This window comes from Achromobacter sp. CSND-B12, assembly GCF_052906545.1.
The window spans coordinates 1,865,172-1,881,933 of the sequence record NZ_JBREGJ010000001.1; the positions used below are offsets into that span (position 1 = coordinate 1,865,172).

General features: G+C 68.4%; 17 protein-coding genes. 15 read left to right on the plus strand and 2 right to left on the minus strand.

The features are described 5' to 3' along the window. Nucleotides 1-38: 38 nt before the first annotated feature. Both ACUTAG_RS08710 and ACUTAG_RS08715 read left to right on the plus strand, forming a co-directional pair. Nucleotides 39-719, plus strand: a complete 681-nt coding sequence (locus ACUTAG_RS08710; protein WP_053497823.1) for an amino acid ABC transporter permease — start codon at nt 39-41, stop codon at nt 717-719. Beyond that, the gene (locus ACUTAG_RS08715) at nt 716-1,477 is read left to right on the plus strand and encodes an amino acid ABC transporter ATP-binding protein (protein WP_006386701.1); all 762 of its coding nucleotides are present in this window, start codon (nt 716-718) and stop codon (nt 1,475-1,477) included. Before ACUTAG_RS08710 ends, ACUTAG_RS08715 begins: the two co-directional genes overlap by 4 nt. Nucleotides 1,478-1,659: 182 nt before the next feature. On the opposite strand, the gene ACUTAG_RS08720 is transcribed toward ACUTAG_RS08715, so the two are convergent. Then, the gene (locus ACUTAG_RS08720) at nt 1,660-2,370 is read right to left on the minus strand and encodes a peptidoglycan DD-metalloendopeptidase family protein (RefSeq protein WP_035182616.1); all 711 of its coding nucleotides are present in this window, start codon (nt 2,368-2,370) and stop codon (nt 1,660-1,662) included. Between the two features lie 246 nt (nt 2,371-2,616). Here ACUTAG_RS08720 and ACUTAG_RS08725 point away from each other — a divergent pair, with 246 nt between their 5' ends. The 13 genes from ACUTAG_RS08725 to ACUTAG_RS08785 all read left to right on the plus strand — a co-directional run bounded on the left by ACUTAG_RS08725 (nt 2,617) and on the right by ACUTAG_RS08785 (nt 14,529). Next, nucleotides 2,617-3,906, plus strand: coding sequence for an MASE1 domain-containing protein (locus ACUTAG_RS08725; RefSeq protein WP_148316996.1), 1,290 nt, complete (start codon nt 2,617-2,619; stop codon nt 3,904-3,906). Continuing rightward, nucleotides 3,896-5,413: an acyl-CoA-binding protein gene (locus tag ACUTAG_RS08730; protein WP_006386697.1), complete on the plus strand. Its 1,518-nt coding sequence runs from the start codon at nt 3,896-3,898 to the stop codon at nt 5,411-5,413. The genes ACUTAG_RS08725 and ACUTAG_RS08730 overlap by 11 nt, the downstream gene beginning before the upstream one ends. Nucleotides 5,414-5,484: 71 nt before the next feature. Then, nucleotides 5,485-5,880 carry a DUF2946 family protein gene (locus ACUTAG_RS08735; RefSeq protein ID WP_227740044.1) on the plus strand — a complete coding sequence of 132 codons (396 nt, stop codon included), beginning with the start codon at nt 5,485-5,487 and terminating at the stop codon, nt 5,878-5,880. A gap of 59 nt (nt 5,881-5,939) precedes the next feature. Beyond that, a complete protein-coding gene (locus ACUTAG_RS08740; RefSeq protein ID WP_006387450.1) occupies nt 5,940-6,557 on the plus strand; it encodes an SCO family protein in 618 nt (205 codons plus the stop codon). Between the two features lie 28 nt (nt 6,558-6,585). Next, entirely contained in the window at nt 6,586-7,077 is a 492-nt protein-coding gene (locus ACUTAG_RS08745) for a copper chaperone PCu(A)C (protein WP_172999902.1), read from the plus strand. Between the two features lie 216 nt (nt 7,078-7,293). Beyond that, nucleotides 7,294-8,496: an ATP-binding protein gene (locus ACUTAG_RS08750; protein ID WP_006387447.1), complete on the plus strand. Its 1,203-nt coding sequence runs from the start codon at nt 7,294-7,296 to the stop codon at nt 8,494-8,496. A 1-nt stretch (nt 8,497) separates the two neighbouring features. Beyond that, the gene (locus tag ACUTAG_RS08755) at nt 8,498-9,052 is read left to right on the plus strand and encodes a response regulator transcription factor (RefSeq protein WP_372363313.1); all 555 of its coding nucleotides are present in this window, start codon (nt 8,498-8,500) and stop codon (nt 9,050-9,052) included. Nucleotides 9,053-9,310: 258 nt separating this feature from the next. After that, nucleotides 9,311-10,222 (plus strand): ubiquinol oxidase subunit II, encoded by a 912-nt coding sequence (gene cyoA / locus ACUTAG_RS08760; RefSeq protein WP_026384598.1) that lies wholly within the window; start codon nt 9,311-9,313, stop codon nt 10,220-10,222. Further along, a complete protein-coding gene (gene cyoB, locus ACUTAG_RS08765; protein WP_020926575.1) occupies nt 10,222-12,198 on the plus strand; it encodes a cytochrome o ubiquinol oxidase subunit I in 1,977 nt (658 codons plus the stop codon). The genes cyoA and cyoB overlap by 1 nt, the downstream gene beginning before the upstream one ends. 3 nt (nt 12,199-12,201) lie before the next feature. Then, on the plus strand, nt 12,202-12,816 hold the full coding sequence (gene cyoC / locus ACUTAG_RS08770; protein ID WP_006387443.1) for a cytochrome o ubiquinol oxidase subunit III: 615 nt from the start codon (nt 12,202-12,204) through the stop codon (nt 12,814-12,816). Next, nucleotides 12,816-13,166 carry a cytochrome o ubiquinol oxidase subunit IV gene (gene cyoD, locus ACUTAG_RS08775; RefSeq protein ID WP_006387442.1) on the plus strand — a complete coding sequence of 117 codons (351 nt, stop codon included), beginning with the start codon at nt 12,816-12,818 and terminating at the stop codon, nt 13,164-13,166. Before cyoC ends, cyoD begins: the two co-directional genes overlap by 1 nt. Nucleotides 13,167-13,339: 173 nt before the next feature. After that, a complete protein-coding gene (locus tag ACUTAG_RS08780) occupies nt 13,340-13,762 on the plus strand; it encodes a DUF3995 domain-containing protein (RefSeq protein ID WP_006387441.1) in 423 nt (140 codons plus the stop codon). Between the two features lie 149 nt (nt 13,763-13,911). Then, nucleotides 13,912-14,529, plus strand: a complete 618-nt coding sequence (locus ACUTAG_RS08785; RefSeq protein WP_054445706.1) for a nitrogen fixation protein NifQ — start codon at nt 13,912-13,914, stop codon at nt 14,527-14,529. 19 nt (nt 14,530-14,548) lie between these two features. On the opposite strand, the gene ACUTAG_RS08790 is transcribed toward ACUTAG_RS08785, so the two are convergent. Beyond that, on the minus strand, nt 14,549-16,603 hold the full coding sequence (locus ACUTAG_RS08790) for a TonB-dependent receptor (protein WP_187378284.1): 2,055 nt from the start codon (nt 16,601-16,603) through the stop codon (nt 14,549-14,551). Between the last annotated feature and the right edge of the window lie 159 nt (nt 16,604-16,762).

Below are 16,762 nucleotides of genomic sequence, written 5' to 3' on the forward strand. Positions count from 1 at the left end.
TGCCCGACTGGATCCTGTCCCAGGTCGACACCCTCGCGGTGCCGGCCTGGGTGCAGTTGATGGCCGACTCGTTCTGGCCCTTGCTGCACGCCGGGCTGGTGTTCACCGTCCCGCTGACATTGATGTCGTTCGCGCTGGGGCTGGCGCTGGCCTTCGTGGTGGCGCTGATCCGGCTGTTCGGGCCGGCGCCGCTGGTGGCGCTGGTGCGCTTCTACGTCTGGCTGATCCGCGGCACGCCGCTGCTGGTGCAGCTGTTCGTGATCTTCTACGGCCTGCCCAGCATCGGCGTGGTGCTCGACCCGTTGCCGGCGGCGCTGATCGGCTTCACGCTGAACGTCGGCGCCTACAACTCCGAAGTGATCCGTGGCGCCATCGAGTCCATCTCCAAGGGCCAGTGGGAAGCCGCCTATTCATTGAGCATGACGCGCGGCCAGGCGCTGCGCCGCACCGTGCTGCCGCAGGCCGCGCGGGTGGCGGTGCCGCCGCTGTCCAATTCCTTCATCGCCCTGGTCAAGGACACCTCGCTGGCCGCCGTGCTGACCGTGCCCGAGATCTTCCAGGCGGCCCAGCGCATCGCCGCCGTCACGTACGAACCGCTGATCCTGTACACCGAGGCCGCGCTGATCTACCTGGTGTTCAGCTCGGTGCTGTCCGCCGCCCAGGTGCGCCTGGAACGGCGCTTCGGCCAGCACGCGGTGTTTTCCGAGAAGAACCGATGATCCGCCTGGAACAGATCGAGAAATCCTTCGGCGGCAACCTGGTGCTCAAGCAGGTCGACGTGGCCATCGCCGAAGGCAGCGTCACCGCGCTGATCGGCCCGTCCGGCAGCGGCAAGAGCACCCTGCTGCGCTGTGTCAACCTGCTGGAGGTGCCCGATCGCGGCACCCTCGAGATCGGCCCGGAACAGGTCCACTTCGAACCCGGCCTGAAGCTCTCGCGCGACCAGGTGCAGCGGGTGCGCATGCAGACCGGCATGGTGTTCCAGAACTTCCAGCTGTTCCCGCACCAGACCGTGATCGGCAACGTGATGGAAGGCCTGGTGACGGTGCAGAAATGGCCCGCCGACCGCGCCCGCGCGCGAGCCGAGGAACTGCTGCGCAAGGTCAACATGCTGGACAAGGCCGAGGCCTGGCCCGCCAATCTGTCGGGCGGCCAGCAGCAGCGCGTGGCGATCGCCCGCGCCCTGGCGCCCGCCCCCCGCGTATTGCTGTGCGACGAACCGACCTCGGCGCTCGACCCGGGCCTGGCGGCCGAAGTGGTGGACGTGCTGCGCCAGCTGGCCGCCGAGGGCATGACCATGCTGATGGCCACCCATGACCTGCGCCTGGCCGCCAGCGTTTCGCGCGAAGCAGTGTTCCTGCTCGACGGCAACGTGGTCGAAGCCGGCGCCTCGCGCGACCTGTTCACCCGACCGCGCGATCCGCGCACCGCGACGTTCATCTCGACCTTGACGCAGGACGCCGGCCAGATCGGTTGAGGCGGCGCCAGGCCGCCCGAAAACCGGGCAGCCCCTTGAGCGGCACCCCCGTCGAACGCGCGCGTCCGCTCCCCCACCAACACCGCCACAAAAAAATAGCCGCCCGGCCGCCCGGCCGCCCGAAGGCCGGGCAGCCCCCTCGGGGGGCAGCAAGCGCGCTACGCGCGCGCCGCGTGGGGGCCCTACTTCCCAGGCAGAGAACCGGCCGGGTCGACCGCCTGGCCGTCGTAGCGCAATTCGAAGTACAGTCCTACCTGCTTGCTGTCGCTATTGCCCATTTCGGCGATTTTCTGCCCCTGGCTCACCCGCTGGCCTTCCTTGACCAGCAGTTTGCTGTTGTGGGCGTAGATGCTGAGGAAGCTGGCGCTATGCTTGACGATCACCAGATGCCCGTAGCCACGCAGGCCGCTGCCGGAATAGGCGACGGTGCCGGCGGCCGCGGCCACCACCGGCGTGCCGGTGGTGTTGGAAATGACGATGCCGTTCGACCCCGAGCCATCGTAGCCGCGGGTCACCTTGCCCTGCGCCGGCCACACCAGCGAGATCGCCCCCGGCGGCGCGGTGCGCCGCTTGCCCATGCTGGAGGCGCCCGCGCGCGAGCCGCCCGAGGCCTTGGGCCGCGACTTGGACGGCGCGGAAGTGCTGGCCTGCCCCGCCGGCGGCACCACCCGAAGCATCTGCCCCACCTCGATTGCATTGGTGTTCGACAGGTTGTTCCAGCGTGCAAGGTTGGATACGCTGGTGCCCTGCTTGCGGGCGATCTGCGTCAGCGTGTCGCCCGACTGCACCCGGTAATAGCCGGGCTGGACCTTGGTCGTGGTGCCGCAGGCGGCCAGCAATGCCAGCAACGCGGCCAGCAGCGCCAGCCGGACGAAGCGGATGACATCGCGCAGGGGCGGACGCGCCCGGGCGAACCCGGAAACGGCAATGGAATCGGGGGCTGGCAGGGTCTGGGCGGGCAAGGAGAGCACTGAATCCTGGAACGGAGTGGGACACGACTGCGTCCAAGGGTACCAAGATTTTCGAACGGCGGTATGCCCCCGGCAACTTTCGCGGACGGTGCCGGGCCGTGTTGTATAACCCCGCTGATTGGCGCGAGCCCGCGCTCGCCATGGATCACCGCGTCTGCAAGGAACGATATGGCAACACCACGAGCGCCCCGAAGAAACCTGTACTGCCTGCTGTGGGCCATCCCCTACCTGCTGTGCGGGGTCTTCTCGCGCCTGCTGAACGATCCGGTCAGCCACGCGGTCTTCGTCTGGCTGCCGCCGGGCGTGGCGGTGGGCGCCTATCTGCTGACGCAGCGCCGCAATTGGCCGCTGCTCCTGGCCGCCTTCTTCTGCGCGCAACTGGTCTTGACCACCTTCACGCGTGGCCAGCCCGCCACCGCGCTGGTGTTCGCCATCGCCGCCAGCCTGTCCAGCCTGCTGGCGGCCTGGACGGTGCAGCGCCTGGCCCCGCGCGAGGGCGGACTCGGGCTGGTCGCCGCGCTGCTGGCCGGCGCGCTGGCGGGCGCGGGCCTGTCGGCGCTGCTGGGCGGCGGCTGGCTGTGGCTGACGCAGGAAGCGCATGGCTGGCTGCGGCTGCGCACCTGGGTCGCGGCCTACCTGGCCGGCATCCTGATCGTCGCGCCGGCCCTGACCGTGTGGGCCCATTTCCGCCCGCGCCGCTCGGGGGGGCCGCGCAAGCGCGACCTGGTGCTGGGCGCCATCGCCTACGTCGCGCTGATCGCCTCGACCTTCATGACCTTCGACGGCGACATGATCCAGAACCTGCCGTACGTGGTCACCTTCGAGCTGACCTACCTGCCGCTGGTATTCGCGGTGTTGACCGCGCTGGTGTGGGGTCCGCCGGGCGGCACCCTGGCTGTCATCACGCTGGCCCTGATGGCGCTGTACCAGAGCGCGCAGGGCGAAGGCCCGTTCGTGGAAGCCAACGACCATTGGCACGTGCTGCTGGCCACGCAGGTCTACCTGGTGGTCACCGCGCTGCTGATCCTGCTGGTCAACACCCTGCGCGCCGCCCGCGCGCAGGAACTCGAGAACGCCGAGCGCTGGCGCGGCCGCTTCGATCTGGCGCTGGCCGGCAGCCATCAGCTGATGTACCGCTACAACCCGTTCGACGGCTCGCTCGAACTGGCCGGCGACCTGCAGGGCGCCCTGGGCGTGCAGGCGGCCGCCATTTCCAACCTTGACGCGCTGCTGGCACTGGCCCACCCGGACGACCGCGCGCGCCTGACGCTGCACTGGGCCGCGCGCCGCGCCGGCGCCCACGACCGCACGCCGCTGCTGTTCCGCATGGCGCACGCCAGCGGCGGCTGGCGCGTGATCAGCGACCGCGGTTCGCCGCTGGAGGATTTCGACGGCAGCGTGGCCGTCGTCGCCGGCATGTGGCGCCTGGGCGAAATCGAGCAGGCAGATGTCCACTAGCACCGGAGCCCTGCTCATCCACGGCTTGGGCGGCACCCAGTACGACCTGGGGTCGCTGCACAAGATCCTCAAGCGCGCCGGCATCGAGACCCACTCGCTGACGCTGCCCGGGCACGGCACGGTTCCCGAGGACCTGCTGCCGGTGCGCGCCGAAGACTGGATCGACGCCGTCACCGCCAAGTACCGCGAGGTGGCCGAACGCCACGACACGCTGCACGTGGTCGGCATGTGCCTGGGCGCGCTGCTGGCGGTGGAGCTGTGCAAGCGCGTCGGGCACCGCAAGGGCAAGCTGGTCAGCCTGGCCGCGCCGGTCTTCATCGACGGCTGGAGCACGCCCTGGTATCGCGGCCTGCGCAAGCTGGTCTACCGCATCCCTGGCCTGGCCGCGCGCATGCGCGTCGAGGAAGAAGAACCCTACGGCATCAAGAACGAACTGGTGCGATCCATCGTCAAGGCCAAGTTCGAGCGCGGCGAGAATTTCCATTACCGCTGGGTGCCGCTGGCCTGTGTCCGCGAGGTGGACCGCCTGCGCCGCTTCGTGCAGCGCGGACTGAACGCCATCACCTGCCCCAGCCTGATCATCCATGCGCACGAGGACGAGCTGACCTCGGTGCGCTCGGCGCGATTCCTGAATGACGCCATTGCCGACAGCCGGATGGTGCTGCTGGACAACAGCTACCACATGATCTGCGTGGACAACGACCGCGACCGCGTCGCCGCCGACATCCTGCAATTCATGGACAAGCGCCCCGACACCGCGCGTCCGGGCCGCGCCGCCGCGATGACCGGCGACGAGGTCGAGCGCCTGCTCGCGCAGTACCGCGAGGCGTTGCTGTCGGGCGAATACGAAACGTTGTTCCCGCTGTTCGCCGACGACGTCGTGTGGCAGGAAGGCGGCGACAATCCCCTGAGCGGCGAATACCGTGGCCGTGGCGGCCTGATCGACCTGTTCTCGCGGGTGATGGACTATTCGCGCAACACCTTCACCGTCGACAGCGTGGGCCAGCCGGCCCTGGCCGGCCGCGCCATCGCGGTGCCGCTGACCTTCCAGGTGCGGGACGGCGCCACCACCGGCCGCGGCGCCGCCACCCATACCCTGCGCCTGCGCAACAACAGCATCGTCAAGGTAAGCGCGCAGGCCGCCGACCCGGCCGCCGACGACGCCCTGTGGCGACGGCTGGCCGTGGCCAGCGGACTGGAGCCCGAGGGCGACGCCATGGATCCGGCCACGCTGGCGATCGCGGCGCAGGACCTGGAAGACGCGTTCGAGGCCGCCGTGATCGAACTGCGCGCCCTGCCGCAAGCGCCCTCCACCAGCGTCGCCATCCGCCTGCACGCCTATGAACGGCAGGCCCGGCACGGCGACGCGCCCGCGCAGGATCCCGCCGACGCCACCGTGCGCGAGCAGATCGAGCTGGCCACCTGGCGCCTGCTTGCGGGCCTGCCCGCCGACCAGGCCCGGCGCCGCTACATCGCCCTGATCCGGCGCCTGGATCCCGATACCTGATCCTGGCCGGCAACAGGGCCTACAATCGGCGCATGCCCGCCTTGACCCGACCTCCACGAAGCCGTGGCGCCTTGCGCGTCCGCGGTGTGCTGTGGCTGGCGTTCCTGGCCTTGCTGCTGCGCGCGGTGGTGCCCGCGGGCTACATGCCCGACGCCCGCGCGCTGCACGACGGCCGGCTCGAGGTCACCTTCTGCTCGGCGGCAGGCGATATTTCCACGCTGCGGCTGGCGCTGTCCCCCGATGACAAGGGCGGCGCGGGTTCCGGCGCCCACTCCAACGCCGATACCGGGGCGCAATGCCCCTTCGGGCTGCTGGCGCACGTTGCGCCCGCTCCCGCCTCGCACACCTCGCCGCTGGCGTTGTCCAGCGGCCGGGCCGCGCCCCCCGCGCCGGCCCCGCTCGCGCTGCCCGCGCAGCCGGCCCAAGGGCCGCCCCTGGGCTCGCGCGCCCCGCCTCGCCTGGCCTGACTCCGCCTTTCCACGCGGCCCCGCCGCGCCTACGCGAACCGTCAAGCAACGAGGTTTTCATGCACTCCCCATCCCCGCGCGCCCTCCTGGGCGCGCCGCCCGCGCCCGACCGTCACCGGCGCCGGCTGCTGTCGGCCCTGGCCCTGCTGCCCCTGGCCGGCTGCGGCCCCGAAGCCCCCAAGATCAACGGCATGGACCTGTCCAGCATGCCCACCGGCGACTTCCAACTGAAGGACACCGAGGGTCGCCAACGCCAACTGGCCGACTATCGCGGCAAGACCGTGATGCTGTTCTTCGGCTTCACCCAGTGCCCGGACATCTGCCCGACCGCGCTGACCCGCGCGCTGGAAATAAAGAGCCTGCTCGGCGCCGACGCCGCCAAGCTGCAGGTGCTGTTCATCACCGTTGATCCGGAGCGCGACACGCCGGAAATCCTGCAGGCCTACATGCGGGCCTTCGACCCCGCGTTCGTCGGCCTGCGCGGCGACGCCGAACAGACCCGCGCCGCCGCGCAGTCGTTCAAGGTGTTCTACCAGAAGGTGCCGACCGGCTCGTCCTACACCATGGACCACACCGCGCTGACCTACATCATCGACGCCCAGGGCAAGTTGCGCCTGGCCCTGCGCCACCAGCAGAGCGCCGAGGAATGCGCGGCCGACCTGCGCACCGTGCTCTGACCCACCACACCAACCAAAGGAACTCCCGATGAAACCGACCGCTTTCAAGTCCCTGGCCGCCGCCTTCGCCCTGGGCGCCCTGGTGCTGGCCAGTCCTGGCGCCCTGGCGCAGGACGCCACGCTCAAGGTCGAGGACGCCTGGGTGCGCGCCACGGTGCCCAACCAGCACGCCACCGGCGTCTTCATGCGCCTGACCTCTCCGACCGCGGCCCGCCTGGTGGGCGTGGAATCCGCCGCCGCCAAGCACGCCGAAGTGCACGAAATGGCCATGCAGGACAACGTCATGAAGATGCGCCAGGTGCCCGCCATCGACCTGCCCGCCGGCAAGCCGGTGGAACTCAAGCCGGGCGGCTACCACGTCATGCTGATCGACCTGGCCAGGCAGATTTCCGTGGGCGACCCGGTGGCCCTGACGCTGCTGGTGCAGGACGCCGACGGCAAGCAACGGCGCGTGCCGGTGACGGCGCAGGCGCGCCCGCTGGCGGCGGCCGCCACGCCCGCCGCGGGCCACACGCACTGACGCCGCGGGCGGCCGCGCATCCGGGACGTGATAACAGGGACGTATCGCATCAAACGTCCGGTGCTGATTCCTCATACAATGCCAGCACACATCCGCCGCCGGCGGCCTCGCGGGGCCCGGCGGCAGCGCGGCGCCCCATGCCGCCCAGGATGCCAGCGTTCCGCGCAGCCGGGCGCCTGATCCGCCGGCGATGGACCGGCAACCCTGTGTCTGGATATGCCCGGTAGTTCCGCCTTTTCCTTCCTGCGTACCCTCTGCAGCCTGCGCTGGCTCGCCATCGCGGGCCAGGCGGCCACCATCCTGGTGGCCAGCGCCGTGCTCGGCCTGGCCCTGCCGCTGGAGCCGCTGTGGATCGGCGTGGGCGTGCTGATCGGCTTCAACGTCTACGCCAGCCTGCGCCTGCGCCACAGCCGCGACCTGTCCCACGCCACCGCCTTCGGCCATCTGCTGGTGGACATGGCGGTGCTGGCCTGGATGGTGGGCTGGAGCGGCGGCCTGAGCAATCCGTTCGGCATGATGTTCCTGATCCTCACGGCGCTGGCGGCGCTGGCGCTGCCGCGCAACTGGGCGCTGGCCGCCGCGCTGGCGGGCATCTCCGGCTATTTCGCCGCGGCCATCCTCGGCCAGCCCCTGCGCGGCGACGTCAACACCCACACCCTGCTGCTGTGGGGCCTGGGCGCCAACTTCCTGATTTCCGTGGTGGTGGTGCTGGTGTTCACCACCCGCCTGGCCGCCGACCTGCGGGCGCGTGAACGCGAACTGGCGCGCCTGCGCGAACGCTTCACGCGCAACGAGGGCATTGTCGCCCTGGCCACCCACGCGGCGGCCATGGCGCACGAACTGAACACCCCGCTGGCCACCATGACCCTGCTGGCCGACGAGATCGCCGCCGAGGTCAAGGAGCCCGAACTCAAGCAGGACGTCGCCACCCTCAGCCAGCTGCTGGCCCTGTGCCGGGAACGCATCCGCAATCTGGCTGTCCCAACCGCGGTGGACCTGGTTCGCGTGGTGGGGCAATGGCGCCTGATCCGGCCGACCATCGACCTGCAACGCTCGGGCACCCTGCCGGCCAGCCTGCGGGTCGATCCGGCCATCGCCCACCTGCTGCAGGCGCTGCTGAACAACGCGGCCGACGCCGGCGAAGCCGCCAGCGAGCCGCGCGTGGACCTGCACCTGGAATACGGCTACGGCGCCCTGCGTGGCGAAGTGCGCGACTACGGCCGTGGCTTCGACCCCGACCAGACGCTGCTGCCGGCCACCAGCCTGTTCAACAGCGGCAAACCGGGAGGGCTTGGCGTCGGCCTGGCCCTGTCGCACGCCACCGTCGAGCAGATGGGCGGCGAAATGACCATGACGGCCGCCGATGGCGGCGGCACCCGCATCCGTTTTTATTTACCCCTCGGTAGCCCCGGGACCTGATATGTTGAATCCCACCGACCTTGGCCTGCTGATCGACGACGACGAGCTCTACGTGCGCACTCTGCAGCGCAGCCTGTCGCGCCGCGGCCTCGAGACCCGAACCGCCACCGGCATCGCCGAAGCGCTGCGCGTGGCCGAAGAGATCCGCCCGGCCTTCGCGCTGGTCGACCTGCGCCTGGGCGAGGACTCGGGCCTGACCCTGATCCGTCCCCTTCGCGCCCTGCGCGCCGACATGCGCATCCTGCTGGTCACCGGCTACGCCAGCGTGGCCACCGCGGTCGAGGCCATCAAGCGCGGCGCCGACGACTACCTGCCCAAGCCCGCCACCGCCCCGATGATCCTGCGCACGCTGGGCCTGGTGAAACCGGAAACGGTTACGATCGAAAGCACCATGACGCCGTTGCACCGCCTAGAATGGGAACACATCCACCAGGCGCTGCACGAGACCGGCGGCAACGTGTCGGCCGCCGCCCGCCTGCTGGGGATGCACCGGCGCTCCCTGCAGCGCAAGTTGGCCAAAAAACCGGGGCCGGAACGCGAGGTGCTGGTCGACTGATTGGCGCGGATGCCACACATCGCAACAATCCCGTCTTGTGCAGGTGCGACATATCGTCGCACCCCCACCCTTCCAGCAAAGCCCGCCCCCGCCTGGGAAAACCCTTAACGGGAAGCCTTGAGGGCAAAAGCCCGCCAGGCAATGCGACCATTCGTCGCAGCCTTGACCCAAATCAAACCGATAGGATGGACGTTGCTGCCTAGCAGCACTCCAGTCTGCTGCTACGCAGCATTTCCCACCTTCCATCCAAGGCTGTACGTGAAACACCCCCTCCTTGCGACCCTTACGCGCATTTTTGGCGTCGGCGCGGTCATGCTGCTTGGCGGCTGCAACATGGAAATCCTCTCCCCCAAGGGAGACATTGGCGCTCAGGAAAAGACCCTGCTGTTCACGGCAACCGGTCTGATGCTCCTGGTGGTGATCCCGGTCATCATCATGATCCTGACGTTTGCCTGGAAATACCGCGCATCCAATACCAAGGCCGACTACCAGCCCAAGTGGGCCCACTCCACGGCGATCGAAGTCGTGGTCTGGACCGTGCCGTGTATCATCGTGGCGATCCTCGCCGTGATCACCTGGCGCTCCACGCACGCGCTCGATCCCTACAAGCCGCTCGTCTCCGAGCACAAGCCGGTCACCATCGAGGTGGTGTCGCTGGATTGGAAGTGGCTGTTCATCTACCCCGAGTACGACATCGCCACGGTCAACGAGATCGCCTTCCCGGTCGACGTCCCGGTCAATTTCCGGATCACCTCGGCCTCGGTCATGAACTCGTTCTTCATCCCCCAGCTGGGCAGCCAGATCTACTCGATGGCGGGCATGGAGACCAAGCTGCACCTGAACGCGCGCGAGCCCGGCACCTACGCCGGCATCTCGGCCAACTACAGCGGCGCCGGCTTCTCCGGCATGCGCTTCAAGGCCATCGCCACGTCGCAGGAAGGCTTCGACAACTGGGTCAAGGAAGCCAAGGCTTCCGGCACCGCGCTGACTCCGGCGGTGTACCAGGAACTGACCAAGCGCAGCGAACACAACCCGGTCGCCAAGTACGCCTCGGTGCCGCCGTCCATGTTCGACTACATCCTGGGCAGCACCATGTCCAAGATGGCCGGCGTCGATGACGCCACGTGCACCCCCACGTCGAATAATCTTGTCGCAGGATTGACTCAATAATGCTCGGGAAACTCACCCTCGAGGCCATTCCGTACCATGAACCCATCGTCATGGTCACGCTGGCCGCCGTGTGCCTGGGAGGCCTAGCGGTCTTCGGCGCCATCACCTACTTCCGCAAGTGGAAGTACCTCTGGACCGAATGGCTGACCTCGGTCGACCACAAGCGCATCGGCGTGATGTACATCATCGTCGCGCTGATCATGCTGCTGCGCGGCTTCGCCGACGCCATCATGATGCGTACCCAGTTGGCCGTCGCCTCGGCCGACTCCGCCGGCTTCCTGCCGCCCCACCACTACGACCAGATCTTCACCGCCCACGGCGTCATCATGATCTTCTTCATGGCGATGCCCTTCATCACCGGGCTGATGAACATCGTGGTGCCGCTGCAGATCGGCGCCCGCGACGTGGCCTACCCGTTCCTGAACTCGCTGAGCTTCTGGCTGTTCGGCGCCGGCGTCGCGCTCATGATGATCTCGCTGTTCGTCGGTGAATTCGCCGCGACCGGCTGGCTCGCCTATCCGCCGCTGTCCGGGCTCGACTACAGCCCAAGTGTCGGGGTGGACTACTACATCTGGGCGCTGCAGATCTCCGGGCTGGGAACAACACTCAGCGGCATCAACTTCATCGTGACCATCCTGCGCATGCGCGCGCCGGGCATGACCCTGATGAAGATGCCGATCTTCACCTGGACCTCGCTGGTCACCAACGTCCTGATCGTGGCCGCCTTCCCGGTGCTGGCCGCCACGCTGGCGCTGCTGACGATGGACCGCTACCTGGGCACGCACTTCTTCACGAACGACATGGGCGGCAACGTCATGATGTACGTGAACCTGATCTGGATCTGGGGCCACCCCGAGGTCTACATCCTGGTGCTGCCGGCCTTCGGCGTGTACTCCGAAGTGGTCGCCACGTTCGCCCGCAAGACCCTGTTCGGCTACAAGTCCATGGTCTACGCCACGGCCGCCATCGGCGTGCTGTCGTTCCTGGTCTGGCTGCACCACTTCTTCACCATGGGCGCGGGGGCCAACGTCAACGCGTTCTTCGGCATCGCCACGATGATCATCTCGATCCCGACGGGCGCGAAGATCTTCAACTGGCTGTTCACCATCTACCGCGGCCGCCTGCGCATCACCACGCCGGTGCTGTGGACGCTGGGCTTCATGCTGGTGTTCGTCATCGGCGGCATGACCGGCGTGATGCTGGCCATCCCCGGCGTGTCGTTCGTGCTGCACAACAGCCTGTTCCTGATCGCCCACTTCCACAACACCATCATCGGTGGCGTGGTGTTCGGGTGTATCGCCGGCATGACCTACTGGTTCCCCAAGGCCTTCGGCTTCAAGCTGAACGAACGCCTGGGCCGCTACTCGTTCTACTGCTGGTTCGTCGGCTTCTTCCTGGCCTTCATGCCCCTGTACATCCTGGGCTTCAAGGGCATGACGCGTCGCCTGAACCACTACGACAACCCCGAATGGCAGCCGTACCTGCTGGTCGCCCTGGCCGGCGCCGCGCTGATCATGCTGGGCATCTGGTTCCTGCTGCAGCAGGTGTTCGTGTCGGTGCGCCAGCGCAAGCAGAACCAGGACATTACCGGCGATCCCTGGGATGGCCGCACCCTGGAATGGTCGATCTCGTCGCCCGCGCCTTTCTACAACTTCGCCCATGTTCCTCACGTCGATGAACTGGACCAGTTCTGGGAAGACAAGCAGAACGGCAAGGCCTACAAGCGCCCGGCCAAGTACGAAGACATCCACATGCCGAAGAACACCGCCGCCGGCGTCTTCATCGGCGCGTTCGGCCTGGTCATGTGCTTTGCCCTGATCTGGCACATCTGGTGGCTGTCGATCGTCGGTTTCGTCGGCATGATCGGTTCGTTCATCGTCCGCGCCTATGACCGCGACGTCGACTACTGGGTCCCGGCCGCGGAAGTCGAACGCATCGAAAACGCCCACTTTGAAAAAATGCAGAAGGCCGCCTGAGCCATGATTCAAGCCGTAGCCACTCACCCCCACGCGGGTCACGACGATCACGCGCACCATGACGATGGATCCAAGACCGTTTTCGGTTTCTGGGTCTACCTCATGAGCGACTTGCTGATCTTTTCAGTGCTGTTCGCGACGTTCGCGGTGCTGGCCAACGCCACCGCGGGCGGCCCCACCGGCAAGGAACTGTTCGACCTGAAGTTCGTCCTGGTCGAAACCCTGTTGCTGCTGTTCTCGAGCTTCACCTTCGGCATGGCCAACCTGAACGTCCACGCCAACAACAAGAGCCGCGCGATCGGCTGGTTGATGGTCACGTTCCTGTTCGGCGCGGGCTTCATCGCGATGGAAGTCTATGAATTCCATCACCTGATCACCGAAGGCGCGGGCCCTGGCCGCAGCGCCTACCTGTCGGCGTTCTTCACGCTGATCGGCACGCACGGCCTGCACGTGACGTTCGGCCTGATCTGGATCGTCGTCATGATCGACATGATCCGCCGCCATGGCCTGGACTCGATCAACAAGCGTCGCCTGGCGTGCCTGAGCCTGTTCTGGCACTTCCTGGACATCGTCTGGATCTGCGTCTTCACCTTCGTCTATCTTCTGGGAGCCCTCTGATGTCGCACTCCGCTGCGGCCGCACACGGCCACGACGATCACGCCGCCGACCACGGCAGCCTGAAGTCCTACATCATCGGTTTCGTGCTCTCGCTCCTGCTCACCTTCGGCTCGTTCGGCCTGGTGATGAGCGGCGCGCTGTCCCACACCATCACCATCATCGGCGTGGTGGCGCTGTGCGTGCTCCAGCTGCTGGTGCAGCTGGTGTACTTCCTGCACATGGGCGCATCGAAATCGGCCCGCGACAACCTGGCCACGTTCGTCTTCACCGTGATGATCATCGCCATCATCGTCGGGGGTTCGGCCTGGGTGCTGTACAACATGAACGTCAACATGGGCCACGCCATGTAAGACCCGTCATTCGATGACGACAGACAGGCGCCGCGAGGCGCCTGTTTTTTTGGGCGGCCGTCGCGGCCCCGGACGGCCTGCGCGCGCCATGCCATTGCCACGGCTTTGCGGCCAGGACGCCCCCCGCTTTCTTTGGCATACTCGCGCCACCCGCAAACTCACCGGAGTTCCGCATGCCAGCCGTCGCCGCCCTCACGTCCCTCATCTTCGTCGTGCTGGGCCTGTGGCACGCCTACTGGGCCGCCGGCGGCCGCCTGGCGCACCGCGCGGCGCTGCCGATCCAGGACGGTGAACCGCTGTTCCGGCCATCATCGCAAGGGACGCTGGCCGTGGCCGCCGTGCTGATCGGCTGCGCCTGGCTCACGGCCGCCAACGCCGGCCTGGTGCCGGCGCCGGCGCTGCGCGCGCTGCCCTGGCTGGGCTTGCTGGTGGCGCTGGGCCTGCTGGCGCGCGCCATCGGCGACTTCCGCTACGTCGGTTTCTTCAAGCGCAAAGGCGAAGACCCCTTCGCCCGCCTCGACACCCGCGTCTATTCGCCGCTGTGCCTGCTGCTGGCGGCGGGCGTGGCCCTGGCAAGCTGGCCGGGCCTGGCCTGAGTCCGACGCCGCCCCACTCCCTTTTTGCCGCGCCGATCCCGCCCGTGGTCGATCCGCGGCGGGATTGACCCAGCGCAGGCAGGGTCATCCGGCATTCGTCATATATTCTGGCTTATAACGATTTCTTCGCCCCTTTCTCGCCAACCGCCATGGATGCCCTCCTCACCGCCCCTCCTGCCACCGGCGACATCGATGCCCTGGCCCGCGCCCTGCTGGACCACGCGTCGCCCGGCCATCCGGACGCCCGCTTCTTCGCCACCGTGATCGGCAAGAGCCTGGCGCACCATGACCTGGCCCGCACCGGCCTGTCGCCCGTCGAGCTGGCCGAGGTGCTGGCCAGCGTGTTTCCCGGCGCGCAGGACGGCACGGCCGCCGCGCTCGCCGACCTGCGGGCGCAATTGCTCGCCTACGCGGCGCGCGGCCTGGCCAGTCCGCAACCGGATTTCACGCGCCTGCTGCGCATGCTGCTCCAGGCTTGCGGCGGGCCGGCGCCCACCACCGCCTGGGTCACCAGCGTGCTGGCGCACGCCTGCCTGCGCCCGGACCATCTGTGGCGCGACCTCGGCCTGACCGGCCGCGAGGACGTCACCTCGCTGCTGACGCGCCACTACCCGGGCCTGGTGGCGCGCAACACCGCCAACCTGCGCTGGAAGAAGTTCCTGGCGTATTCCGCCTGTGAACACGCCGGCCTGCCTCTCGCCGCCGCGCCGGGCTGCGCCGCCTGCGAGGATCATGGCTTCTGCTACGGCTCGGCCAGGGCCGCCTGAGCCGGCCGGGCATGCAACCTCAATAACGGTACGTGACGCCCAACCCCATGCCCACGCTGCGCCCGGGCGCCGGCTCGTAGTAGCGGCCATTGCTTTCGTTGACGATGACGGACCCGGCATAACGCCGGTCGAACAGGTTGTCGACGCGGGCGTAGGCGCTCAGATCCCAGTCTCCCAGGCGCTTGACATAGCCCGCCGACAGCGCGGCCACCACATAGCCCGGCGCGGCCGCGTCGTTGGCGTCATCGGCATACAGGCGGCTCAGGTAGCGAGCCTCGATGCCCGCCTGCCAACCCTGTGGTGGCGCCCAGCCCAGCGCGGCGTAGGCCGATTGACGCGCGATGCCCGGAATTCGGTTGCCGGCGCGGATGCCGCCGGCGCCATCGTCGCGATAGCGCGCATCCAGCCAGGTGTAGGCCAGTTGCGCGCGCCCATGGCGGGCAAAGGCCGCCGACCAGCCCAACTCGACGCCATCGCGGCGCGTGCGCCCGGCGTTGCGGAAGGTGGCGCGACCGCCGGAGCTGCCCGCCGACACGATCTCGTCGTGCGTCGATACGCGAAACACCGCGGCGGTCAGTTGCCCGCCGGCAAGGTCGGTCTTCAGGCCCGCTTCGGCATTGTTGCCGAGCGCGGGCGCCAGCGCGAAGTTCAGGCCCGGCAGGCCGCCGGGCCGGTACGACAATTCATTGAACGTGGGGGTTTCGAAACCGCGGCCATAGGACACGTACAGACTGGTGCGCGCCTCGGGCTGGTAGCGTAGCGCGGCCACCGGCAATGCGCGGCGGTAGCGGGCATCGCCACTGTCGTCGCCGTTGCCCGGCGCGATGTAGTGGTCGCGCGAGCGGAACGCCACCGTGCTGTAGCGCAGGCCCGCATCCAGGGTCCAGCGCGGCGCCATGCGCCACGATGCCTGCAGGTAGGGATCGGCGTTATAGACGGTGTTGGTTTCGTCGCGCCGCAGCGCGCCTTGCACCCCGAGCTGGCGGTCGGCGCCGTCGCCGGTGTAGTTCTGGTAGCCCTTGCGTTGTTCGCGCAGTGTGTCGTACGAGAAGCCGCCGACCAGCGTCAAGGGCCGGTCCGCCGGCCCCAGTTCCGAGGTCCAGCGCAGGTCGGCGCCGCCATAGCGACGGCGCAGGTCGATCACGCCGCCCGCCTGGGTCGGCGCCGCCTGCGCCGCGGGCGGGATGGCCTGGAATTGCGTGGTGTCGCGCTGGCCGTAGTACAGCATCAGGCGCAGGGTGTTGGCGCCGTCGACGTGGCGCTCGTAGACCAGCCCGCCCTGGGTCTGGCGCACGGTCTTGCGGGTGTCGTATTGCGTGGCCAGCGCGGCGCTGCGCGGCGCGTCCTGGAATTGCGCGTAGGTCAGGCCGAGCGGATCCTGCGCCGTCAGGTCGACGCTGTTGGCCACGATCGTCAAGCGGCTCGCGTCGTCCAGCTGTACACCCAGCTTGGCGTTGCCCAGGTTCTTGCGCGCGGCGCTGTGGTCGCGGTAGCCGTCGGTGGTCATGCGCGACAGAGCGAGCACGTAGTCCATGTTGCCCGAGGCGCCGGAGGCCTTGGCGCCGTAGCGCCAGGTCCCGTCGCTGCCGGCCCAGCCCGACGCCCCGATCCCGGCGGGCACCGCGCCGTCTTCGGTATAGGCCAGGATCACGCCCCCCGAGGAATTGCCGTACAGCGCCGAGAACGGCCCGCGCAACACCTCCACCCGGTCGAGCGAGCCGATGTCGATGTTCGAGGTCTGGCCCTGTCCATCGGGCATGGTCGCCGGGATGCCATCCACGTACAGCCGCACCCCGCGCACGCCGAACGTGGAACGCGCGCCGAAGCCGCGGCTGGATAGCTGCAGGTCCTGCGCGTAGTTCTGGCGGTTCTGGACCTGCAGGCCCGGCACGCCGGCCAAGCCTTCGGACAGGTTGATCCCGGGCTGGCCGCGACGCATCGCCGCGCCTTCCACGATGTCGACCGAGGCCGGGGTTTCCCAGGGCGGCGCGCCAATCCGGGTGCCGGTCACCGCCACCGGGGCCAGCTGCTGCGGCGCCTGCGATTGGGCCAGCGCCGCCACCGCCGGCGCCATGCCCAGCAGGCCCTGCAGAAAGGGGCGGGCCAGGGCGCCGCGCCGGCGTCGTTGCTGCGCCAATCGAGTTCCCCGCTGAGTGACCATGCCCCCGAGCCTCGCACAGGATTGCGCGGATGTCGATACGGCCCGGACGCCGCGGCGAATGGGTTCTAATAG

Excerpts from the sequence above, each read along its gene's own strand:
- ACUTAG_RS08745 (WP_172999902.1), top strand. The coding sequence starts at position 6,586 with ATGAAACCGACCGCTTTCAAGTCCCTGGCCGCCGCCTTCGCCCTGGGC.
- ACUTAG_RS08730 (WP_006386697.1), top strand. The coding sequence starts at position 3,896 with ATGTCCACTAGCACCGGAGCCCTGCTCATCCACGGCTTGGGCGGCACC.
- cyoC (WP_006387443.1), top strand. The coding sequence starts at position 12,202 with ATGATTCAAGCCGTAGCCACTCACCCCCACGCGGGTCACGACGATCAC.
- cyoB (WP_020926575.1), top strand. The coding sequence starts at position 10,222 with ATGCTCGGGAAACTCACCCTCGAGGCCATTCCGTACCATGAACCCATC.
- ACUTAG_RS08740 (WP_006387450.1), top strand. The coding sequence starts at position 5,940 with ATGCACTCCCCATCCCCGCGCGCCCTCCTGGGCGCGCCGCCCGCGCCC.
- ACUTAG_RS08755 (WP_372363313.1), top strand. The coding sequence starts at position 8,498 with ATGTTGAATCCCACCGACCTTGGCCTGCTGATCGACGACGACGAGCTC.
- ACUTAG_RS08790 (WP_187378284.1), bottom strand. The coding sequence starts at position 16,603 with ATGGCGCCGGCGGTGGCGGCGCTGGCCCAATCGCAGGCGCCGCAGCAG.
- ACUTAG_RS08780 (WP_006387441.1), top strand. The coding sequence starts at position 13,340 with ATGCCAGCCGTCGCCGCCCTCACGTCCCTCATCTTCGTCGTGCTGGGC.
- cyoD (WP_006387442.1), top strand. The coding sequence starts at position 12,816 with ATGTCGCACTCCGCTGCGGCCGCACACGGCCACGACGATCACGCCGCC.
- ACUTAG_RS08785 (WP_054445706.1), top strand. The coding sequence starts at position 13,912 with ATGGATGCCCTCCTCACCGCCCCTCCTGCCACCGGCGACATCGATGCC.
- ACUTAG_RS08725 (WP_148316996.1), top strand. The coding sequence starts at position 2,617 with ATGGCAACACCACGAGCGCCCCGAAGAAACCTGTACTGCCTGCTGTGG.
- ACUTAG_RS08750 (WP_006387447.1), top strand. The coding sequence starts at position 7,294 with ATGCCCGGTAGTTCCGCCTTTTCCTTCCTGCGTACCCTCTGCAGCCTG.
- ACUTAG_RS08715 (WP_006386701.1), top strand. The coding sequence starts at position 716 with ATGATCCGCCTGGAACAGATCGAGAAATCCTTCGGCGGCAACCTGGTG.